The organism is Streptomyces sp. MspMP-M5 (assembly GCF_000373585.1).
Taxonomy (GTDB): domain Bacteria; phylum Actinomycetota; class Actinomycetes; order Streptomycetales; family Streptomycetaceae; genus Streptomyces.
This window is the reverse complement of the sequence record NZ_KB891959.1, coordinates 1-9,094: the sequence shown is the minus strand read 5'-3', so window position 1 is coordinate 9,094 and position 9,094 is coordinate 1. Positions and strand designations below refer to the sequence as shown.

General features: G+C 68.0%; 6 protein-coding genes and 2 pseudogenes. 2 read left to right on the top strand and 6 right to left on the bottom strand.

The window, feature by feature from the left end:
* On the bottom strand, window positions 1-351 hold a 351-nt coding region (locus B073_RS0137195; RefSeq protein WP_026248087.1), incomplete at its 3' end, for a hypothetical protein.
* 186 nt (window positions 352-537) lie between these two features.
* On the opposite strand from B073_RS0137195, the gene B073_RS0137190 reads away from it, so the two are divergent.
* Window positions 538-1,974 carry a CocE/NonD family hydrolase gene (locus tag B073_RS0137190; RefSeq protein ID WP_018543134.1) on the top strand — a complete coding sequence of 479 codons (1,437 nt, stop codon included), beginning with the start codon at window positions 538-540 and terminating at the stop codon, window positions 1,972-1,974.
* 1,004 nt (window positions 1,975-2,978) lie between these two features.
* On the opposite strand, the gene B073_RS46990 is transcribed toward B073_RS0137190, so the two are convergent.
* Both B073_RS46990 and B073_RS45035 read right to left on the bottom strand, forming a co-directional pair.
* Window positions 2,979-3,191 carry a hypothetical protein gene (locus B073_RS46990; RefSeq protein ID WP_158690325.1) on the bottom strand — a complete coding sequence of 71 codons (213 nt, stop codon included), beginning with the start codon at window positions 3,189-3,191 and terminating at the stop codon, window positions 2,979-2,981.
* Window positions 3,192-4,887: 1,696 nt separating this feature from the next.
* Window positions 4,888-5,390, bottom strand: a pseudogene (locus B073_RS45035) (IS5 family transposase); the annotation flags it as partial.
* Window positions 5,391-5,616: 226 nt separating this feature from the next.
* Between B073_RS45035 and B073_RS0137165 the strand changes: the two are divergent.
* On the top strand, window positions 5,617-6,813 hold the full coding sequence (locus B073_RS0137165) for an IS110 family transposase (protein ID WP_018543129.1): 1,197 nt from the start codon (window positions 5,617-5,619) through the stop codon (window positions 6,811-6,813).
* Window positions 6,814-6,829: 16 nt separating this feature from the next.
* Here the strand turns inward: B073_RS0137165 and B073_RS47390 are convergent.
* The 3 genes and pseudogenes from B073_RS47390 to B073_RS42465 form a co-directional block, all read right to left on the bottom strand.
* Window positions 6,830-6,940: pseudogene (locus B073_RS47390) on the bottom strand (IS5/IS1182 family transposase); the annotation flags it as partial.
* Window positions 6,941-6,990: 50 nt separating this feature from the next.
* Window positions 6,991-7,980, bottom strand: a complete 990-nt coding sequence (locus B073_RS0137160; protein ID WP_026248086.1) for a pirin family protein — start codon at window positions 7,978-7,980, stop codon at window positions 6,991-6,993.
* A 171-nt stretch (window positions 7,981-8,151) separates the two neighbouring features.
* Window positions 8,152-8,841: an isochorismatase family protein gene (locus B073_RS42465; protein WP_051094412.1), complete on the bottom strand. Its 690-nt coding sequence runs from the start codon at window positions 8,839-8,841 to the stop codon at window positions 8,152-8,154.
* Window positions 8,842-9,094 lie beyond the last annotated feature (253 nt).

Genomic DNA, 9,094 nt, shown 5'->3' with positions numbered 1-9,094 from the left:
GCCGTGGAACAGGGCACTGACCTGGTCGGCGAGGTGGGTGCCGGGGGTCTGGTGGGCGACGAGCGCGGTGACGGCGTCGGCGGTGCTGTGGCCGATCGCCACCTTGATTTCTGCCTTGTCAGGCCGGTCGGAGACCGGGTGGCCGCCCTCGCGGTCCCACGGGATGCCCAAGGCGGTGCCGACGTACCGGGTCCGGGTGATGGTGTCGGGCATGCCGTCGGGGGCGGCCCAGCCCAGGGCCCGCAGTACGGCGGCTGGGTCGTCCGGGTCGGCGCCGGGGGGCAGCAGGCCCTCGATGCCGCTGGCGGTGTGGAGGATGTCGGCGTCGTCGTCGCTGTACCAGCCGATCACGCAGTAGCTGACGGTGCAGTCCGGCGGGTAGTTGTCGTTGCCCTTGAGGTCGGCGAGTGTGTCGTGGAAGAGGAAGACGTCCTCGTGGTAGGGCGTGAAGGCGGCGAAGGCGGGCAGGCCACTGCCGATCGCGGTGAGGAACAGCGGCCGGGCGGGCGGTTCGGTCCAGGGGCCGTCGGCCAGGGGATGGACGCGGCCGATGTAGTCGGCACGGGGCGCCTCCCTGGGCGAGGCCGGGTCGACGAACGCAGTGAACGCCGATTCCTCGGGCCCGCCGTCGGCCTTCTCGCGCTGGAGGGCTACAACGTCCTGGCCTACACCGCACGCGGCTTCGGCCGGTCCGAGGGCGAGGTCGAGGTCGCAGGGCCCGAGGACATCAAGGACGGCTCCCGGGCACTCGACTACCTCATCGAGCAGTCGGGCGGCGCATTCGCCAAGGCCGGCTTCCTCGGCGACTCGTACGGTTCCGGCATCAGCCAGCTCGTCGCCGCCGACGACCCGCGGGTATCGGCGGTCGTCGCCATGAGCACCTGGGGAGACCTGGGCGAGGCGTTCTACGAGAACTCCACCCGTCACACCGCCGCCGTGCAGGGCCTGTTCAACGCCGCGAAGAACGCCCGCCTCAGCGAGCGCACCCAGGAGATCTTCGACGACGTGCTGGCCGGCCGGAACATTCCCAAGACCCTGGCGTGGGCTCGCGAGCGTTCCCCATACACCTACGTGGACCGTCTCAACACCCGTGCAGTTCCGGTGTACTTCGCGCATGCCTGGCACGAGACGCTCTTCCCGACCAACCAGACACTGAAGGTATTCAACGCGCTCACCGGACCGAAGCGCCTCATCCTGTCGATCGGCGACCACTCCGGCCCCGAGACACCCGGCACGATCGGGCTGCCCAACCGGATCTGGGAGGGTGCACACCGCTGGCTCGCCCAGCACCTCAAAGAGGAGCGCAACGACTTCGACACCGAGGGGCAGGTGTCCGGTCACCTGATGTGGAAGGGCCCCCGGGACGACGCCGAGACCTGGGACGCCTTCGTCGGCCGCCCCGAGCCGCTGTACCTGACCGGCGCGGCCGAGGGCACTGACGACGGCACACTGGCGGACAAGCCCGAAGCTAATTGGAGCCTGACCTTCCGGACAGGCGTGGACACCCCCGCCACCGTCGCCGACAAGATCATCAACACCGGCTACGAGGAGATGAACGGGCGCCCCAAGGTGTACCGGACCGGTGACATCAACCGTGCCGACGCCGGAGTGTGGGTGAGCGCGCCGATGACCGCCGGCGCCACGCTCCGCGGCGTCCCACGGCTCCGGCTGACGTACACCGCGAGTGCGGCGCAGGCGACATTCGTAGCGTACCTCTTCGACGTCGACGACGCCGGACAGGCGAACATCATCACGCACGCGCCGTTCACGGATCCCGACGCCCTCATCGGCCAATCGGTAACCGTCGACATCCCGCTGCAGGCCACCGGCTACACCGTCCCGGCCGGACACCGGCTGATGCTCGTCCTGGACACCACGGACCCCTTCTACAGCAACGCCAACGAGCCCGGCACCACCATCTCCGTCTCCTCACCGGCCGACGACCCGTCCCACCTCGAAATCCCCCTGGCCTGAACGTGCGAGAGCCCCAGCCGTTCCCGTGGACGGCTGGGGCGGGACGATCACCGGGCGTCGCCCGCCTGTCAGAGGGAGTTGCTGACCGATCCATCGTGAAGGGTCACCACCTGCGTGCGGAGCCTGCGCTTTCAAGCGACGATCGCGTTACTGGTCCTGTAGCAGGCGTCGAGTGCGCAGGGGAGCCTGCCGGTCGGCGCCGAGGCGGGGTCGAGGGGATCGGCCCGCTCCGGGTACGCGATGCCGCCTCCAGGAAGGCCGGTGATCTCAACTCAGTTGTGTTCCGGTCCGCTGACCTTGGCCTTGCGCCAGCCGGCGGCGGAGAGGTTATGCGACCGATGTCCGCTGCGACTGTCGCACCGTGCCCGGGTCAGGCCCATCAGGCTCAGCACATTGTGATCCACCCCTCGGGAATCCACCCTTCCACGTACCCCTCGACAAACAGGCCCAGGTCGGTTGACCCCAAGGTGCCCACTTTGTCGGCAACTTCGAGATACGGAAGCCACTCAAGGCGCGCTTCGGGACAACAGACCGGTCGAAGGGTGGACGGAGCCTCGGCGTGCGCAGTGAAGACCCTCGCCGGCATCCGGCACCGGGTGCGCCGGTCGTGGACACCGCGCGCCACCGGTCGCCGCCGGGCCGATCGCAAGCTGTTCGCCGATACCGACAAGGCATCCGGGGCTGCCCAGCCGCCGCACCGATGGGGATACCGGAGCTCCTCCAGCTGGCACCGCCAGAGCGCCGGCTGGAGGTGAGGCTGATGCGCGGACCAGATGGCAAGGTCCGGATATCGGCGCGTTTCGGGGCCAGGACGGACCGCGTCAGCTTGCCGGCGCTGACTGCGATTGCTCCCCTGCCGCATCGAACAGGTCGCCGGCCGCTGCCGGCGCGGGCAGTGGGGCAGGGATGCGGTAGAGCACGTGGCGGGCTTTGCGGCGGACCTCTTCCAGCCAGCCGTCGCCCGTCAGTGCTTTGAGGCAGACCCTGGCGGGTTTGACGGGCTGTTAGCCAAGGGCGGCGCAGACGTCAGCGGTCTTCCACAGCCGCCGCGGTTCTTGCGCGATGAGGGCGAGAACCTGGTCAGGATCCGGGTCTGGTTCGGCTGTGGGTGGTGCGGTGCTAGGTGAGGGGACAGCGGTGCCGATGTGCGGGAGTGGTGCGGTGTGCAGCTCGCGGTACAGGTCTTCGTGGTGTTCGAAGTCCTGGACAGATTCCATGAGTTCGTTGTAGTACCGGGCTTGGGCGAGGGCCGCGTCGCGCCGCTGTTCCTACAGGGCCTTGAGTGCCGCGGCCTCGGCCGGAGCCTGCGCGGGGAGCCACGACGTTAGGTCGTCCACGTTCGCACGCTAGCGTGGCGCACCTCCCCTCCCAAGTTCTGGCCTCCACTGTCGCCCGAACCGGTGTTCTGGTGGGGGAGGCCCAGTCAGTACCCCGACGCCGAGCGGGTGGGGGAGCGACTGCGGGCCGAGGCCGCGGCCCGTGGCGCCGTGCGGCCGCTGGCAGACGCTGCCGGAGCGGGCCCCGGCGCTGGAAATGTACGCAGAGCTCGACAGGCTCGGCGCGCCCGGTGTCACCGCCTGGCTGGAAGGGGGGCATGCCCGCTCCTGCTGGTGCAAGCCGGCTGTCCTCGACCGCCTGGACCCACGGCGGACTGGTTCGCCGACCTCACCGCCCGGTTCGCACGAGGGCTCTGCCAAGAACTGGCCGAGCTCTCCCGCAATCGGCCGACGATCACGGTTGCTCAAATCGACGCAGGACACCCCCATGGTCCTGCAAGCCCTCGAAGCAGTGGCGACGCTGATCACCGGATTCGTCCGGGCCTGCCAGGTTGAGGACGAGTGCAGAGAGGCGATTGTGGGCCCCACCGTCCAGGATGGCGTCACGGCCGACAAAGCAGGCGTGCGCCACCAGTCCCGCACAGGAGACCAGCAACGTAGGCAGCGCGGCACGGTGTTACCCGTAGCGGTCGGTCGCGCGCGCCACCCTGGGGCTGATTGCGACGCTGGCCAGGATGAAGATGTCAGGTTCCGCACGACCCAACTCCAAGCATTCTGGGGCTGCTTGTAATTGTGTGGAAGGTTGTAGTGTGGTGCGACACCTGGCATCGGATCTCGACCCCGGACGCTGCGGAGGTGTCGACCGCGGCGTGCCGCATGACGCCCGGGAGCCGATCTGTTTCCCGGTGTAGCGCCGCTGATGCTGACCTTGTGCTGACTGGCTGGCCCCGAAACGCCCCCTGACCTGACCTGCAACGATGTCTTGTCGTGCCTCTTCGGCTTCCATTGGCGCCGGGTTGGCGGCGTTCTGGTGGGTGTAGCGGTTTGGCCAGCATCTTTGCAGNTCAGAGGTGGTGTGGGGCGGGTTGGTGCAAGTGCATGTGTCGCCACCTNTCACCACCTCTGGCAGGACACATGCTGACTCGATGCTGACTTGAGTGACGGGGTGTCAGGTTGTACTGATGGGGCGTCATGTTGGCCCGACTCGCTTGGTCTGGCCCAGGGGGCTGATGTCTTCAGGTGTCGAGCTGCTGTGTGGGCTCGATTTTCGGATCCTGGCTGCGGATAACGTCATTTCTGTCGCTCGTCCGGCATGCTGGACGTGTCGCTGGCGGTGGGATGACTTTGGGCGTCGTTGATCATGCTTTCGCTGCCAAGGGCACTGTCCCGACCTATGCCTTCGAGTCGAGCGCGTGCCGTGTGAGGCGGCCTTGGGAATGTGGATGCGGGGATGCGGGCCTAGCCGCTGCGCCCGTCGAGGGTCTATGCGTGATCATTCCGCGCCGAAATAATCACGGCGGCGATCCGATCCTGATTTCCCTCTGAGGTGCACCAGTCCCGTCTCGCTTCGGCACCGTTCCCGAGCAGATCACCAAGCGTTGGTGCCGCTGCCTTGCGCACGAAGGTCGCCGCCGGGCAAATGTGCCCCACACAGCCATTTCCGCAGGTGAGGCACATCGTAAGCCTTGTCAGCATGCAGCTTGCCGGGCTTGAAGTGGCGGCCGCGATGGGGGTCGTGATTCGTTTGGTGACCTTCCACGATCGGCTTCAAGGCTTCGCTGTCGTGGGTGTTGGCAGCCGAGACGCCGACGACCAGGGGCAGTCCGCTCGCGTCCGACATGACGTGCATCTTGGAACCCGGCTTACCCCGGTCCACGGGGCTCGGACCTGTGAGATCGCCCCCCTTTTCGCCCTGACGTGGGCCGAGTCGAGGACGACGCGCGAGACGTCGATCAGGCCGGCATCGTCGAGCCGGTGCAGGACCGCCTCGTGAAGCCGGCCCCATACGCCGGCCCGCGACCAGATCAAAAACCGGCGGTGGGCAGTCGACTTGGATATCGCGAAGCACGGCGGCAACGCACGCCAGGCACAGCCACTGACCAGCACATAGACAATCGCCGCAAACACCGTCTCATCAGGCTCTACCTTCCTTCTGGGATCGCCTCAGCCATTCGTAAGGTTGTGGCACCCAGGGGAACCGGGTGTGGCTTTCATCAGGCTGCCGTTCGTGGCTGGAGACGCTTGGCCGCCCGGCTCCCCACGACGACTCGGCCGCCGATTGGGAAGTGCGAGCAAGTCGCTGAGTAGAGCAATGCCGGCGAGGTCGTCCGTGGTACGCACTGCAAGCACGACTTGGTGGAGCACGATGAGCCGGATATGGGCGGGAACCGACTGCGGCAAGACCCACCACCACACCCTGGTGCTGGACGCCGACGGCAACACACTGCTGTCGCGGCGCGTGGCCAACGATGAGCCGGAGCTCCTCCGCCTCCTCGCTGATGTCCTGGACCTCGCCGCAGGTAGGTCGGTGACCTGGGCGATGGACATGGCAGGCGGCGAGCCCGGTCTGCTCATCAACCTCCTCGCCAACCACGGCCAGGAACTCATCTACATCCCCGGCGTCGCGGTCAACCGCGCCACCGACAGCTACCGCGGGCAAGGCAAGACCGACGCCCGCGACGCCCACGTGATCGCCGACCAGGCCCGGATGCGCAACGACTTGCAGTCGGTCCGCCTGGACGACGAGGCCGTCATCGAGCTGCGGCTGCTGACCGAGCACCGCGCCGACCTCGTCGCCGACCGCACCCGCGTCACCAACCGGCTCCGGTCCCTGCTGAACAGCATGTTCCCCGCCCTGGAACGGGCCCTGGACCTTGGCAACACCGGGCCGCTGCGACTGCTCACGGGCTACCAGACCCCGGCTGCCATCCGCCGAGCCGGTGTCAAGCGGCTGACGACGTGGCTGTGCAACCGCAAGGTCCGCAGTTCCGAGGCCCTGGCCGCGAAGGCCGTCGAGGCCGCCGACCGGCAGCACACCGCAGTTGCCGGGGAGAAGGCCATCGCCAGGATGGTCCATACCCTGGCCGAGGAGGTGATGACCCTCAACGAGAAGATCGCCGAGACTGACAAGCTCATCGAGGGCCGGTTTCGCGAGCACCACCTCGCCGAAGTGATCGCCTCGATGCCCGGTATCGGCCCGACGCTTGGTGCCGAGTTTCTCGCCGCCGTGGGTGGCAGCCTGGACACGTTCCCCACTGCGGACCGCCTGGCGGCGTTTGCCGGAGTCTCCCCGGCCCCACGCGACTCGGGGAAAGTCAGCGGCAATCTCCACCGCCCCAAGCGGTACCACCGGCGCTTGCAACGCGTCTTCTACACTTCCGCGCTGATCAGTATCCAGCGCGACCCCAACTCCCGCGCGTTCTACGACAGGAAGCGCGCGGAGGGGAAGCGTCATACGCAGGCCGTCATCGCGCTCGCACGCCGTCGGGTGAACGTTCTGTGGGCTCTCATTCGTGACGGACGGTGCTACGAGATCGCACCCCCTGCCACCGAAGCGGCTTGACATCAGCATTGGGAAGCGTGTCCTGCGTCCCACCACCCTGCGGCCGCACCTTCGACGGCGGGATCAACGGCTTCGCGATCTCCCACAGCCCGTCCGGAACAATCCAACTCCACGTACCCCGCCCCATACACGGATCAACGTCCACCTCACCACGTAGGACACGGTCTTAGCTGGGAGTCAGTGACGCGGTGGGTTCCTGCGGGGCCTGATGGTGGCGTTGGGCAGGACGGGTGCGGGGAGGCGGTCTCCTGGGTATCCCTCGACGGCGCCGAAGCGATCGGAGGAGGTCTCCCAGTCTTCTCGGGCCTGGCCGATGTCTTCGTGGGTGCGGCCGACGAAGTTCCACCACATGACGATCTCCTCGTCGAACGGTGTGCCGCCGAGCAGAATCGTCCGCGCGGGGACGTCTGATTCGTTGGCCAGCGTCAGCGTCTCGGTGCCGGGCGGGAGGTAGCCCAGTTCGGCCGGGCTCAGCAGGGTGCCGGCCAGGCACACCTCGCCGCTGTCGACGAGGAGGCCGTGCTCGAAGGCGGTGTCCACGGAGAGGGTGACCGCCGCGCGCGGTTCGAGGGTGATCTCGGCGCCGAGGAGCGGGGTGAACGTCCGTACCGGGGAGGCGTCTGCGGCGAGCGAGCCGAGGAACACCCTGATCTGGGCTCCGTCGATCCGCACGGGCTTGGGTGCGTAGTGCTGGAAGTCCCGTTCGGTGTTGCGGTGATGTTGGGGCAGGGCCACCCATAGCTGAACGCCGTGGAGGACGGTCGTGTGCGGGGTGGAGACCTCGGAGTGGGCGATGCCGTATCCGCCGGTCATGAGGTTGAGCTCACCGGGCCGGACGAGGGCGTGGGTGCCGAGACTGTCGCGGTGTTCGATCTCCCCGCTGAACAGCCAGCTGACCGTCTGCAGGCCCGTGTGGGGATGCGGGGCGACGTCCATGCCACCAGTGCGGGAGACGTCATCGGGCCCGTAGTGGTCGGCGAAGCACCAGGCGCCGATCAGCGTCCGGTCCCGCTGCGGCAGCGTGCGCCGCACCGTCATTGCGCGCGGCCCGCCCAGGGGTACCTCCCGTGCGGAGAGCACTTCGACGGCAGGCGCCTGGGACGGTCGTCTTTCATCAACCAGGGTGCCGCACTTGATCTCTGCGGGCTCGGTTTCAAGATTGCTCACCGAGACCACCTCCCGAGCAGTAGTACTCATTTGAACCATCCCACGATCACAGAGCGAAGGTCACGGCACGTGCGTGACGAGCAGGGGGCGCGAGCGGCCCCGGACGGGTTCCGTCTCCTCGGGGCCGGACGGACCTGGGGAGACGGAACCCGGGAGTGCGGATGCCGGGGTTCAGACGAGGCGTCCGCGGGCTTCGGCCCACTTGTTCTCGGCCGCGGCGCCCTCGCCGCCGGTGGCCTCGGCCTGGGCGCGCATCACCGACTCGATGACGGCGCCGTAGCCGGGGCTGACGCCGGCGTAGACACCGGCCCAGTCCATGGCGTCGTCGCGGATCCAGGTGCGCTGGAACTCGGCGGCGACGCCGAGGACGTCGACGACCTTGACGCCGGCCTGGATCATGCGGTCCGTCGAGACGCGCTGGGCCTCGTCGGAGTAGGTGCCGGAGGCGTCGATGACGGCGTAGACGTCGTATCCCTCGGCGAGGGCGGACAGGGCTGGCTCGACGACGCAGACGCTGGTCATGATGCCCGCGATGATCAGCGTGCGGCGGCCGGTCTGCGCGACGGCGTGGCGGAAGCCCTCGGCGTCCCAGGCGTTGATCTGGCCCTGGCGGCGCACATAGGTGGCCTTGGGAGCGTTGGCGAAGATCTCCGGCAGCAGGGGGCCGTTGGGGCCCTCGGGCACCGACGCGGTGGCGATCACCGGGACGTCCGAGAGCGTTGCGGCCTTGGCCAGGGTGGCCACGTTGTTACGCAGCTCGCGGGGGTTGACGTGGTTGATGATCTGCAGCAGGCCGCTCTGGTGGTCCACCAGCAGCACCGCAGCTTCTGCGGGATCGATAAGGCCGCTCTTGGTCGGCATGACATCTCCTACGGGGTGAGGTCTCGGAGCGGCTCTCTTGCTGCTCCGAGAGGTGCGCGCTACGCAGCCCGAATGGGGGTGGCTGGATTTCCCTGCGCCTGGTAGTTGAATCTTATACTAAATTGTTGAGGGAAGCCCCCCATACTCGGGACAGCCGCAGCCGGTCAGGACTCGGAAGACCCGGTGCGCGGCGAGCGCGCCGCGCCGGGGTTCGGTTGGTGAAGCGTCACCGGCCCGCGGCCGGACGGCCTGG

Excerpts from the sequence above, each read along its gene's own strand:
- B073_RS0137190 (WP_018543134.1), top strand. The coding sequence starts at position 538 with ATGGACGCGGCCGATGTAGTCGGCACGGGGCGCCTCCCTGGGCGAGGC.
- B073_RS46990 (WP_158690325.1), bottom strand. The coding sequence starts at position 3,191 with ATGGAATCTGTCCAGGACTTCGAACACCACGAAGACCTGTACCGCGAG.
- B073_RS0137165 (WP_018543129.1), top strand. The coding sequence starts at position 5,617 with ATGAGCCGGATATGGGCGGGAACCGACTGCGGCAAGACCCACCACCAC.
- B073_RS42465 (WP_051094412.1), bottom strand. The coding sequence starts at position 8,841 with ATGCCGACCAAGAGCGGCCTTATCGATCCCGCAGAAGCTGCGGTGCTG.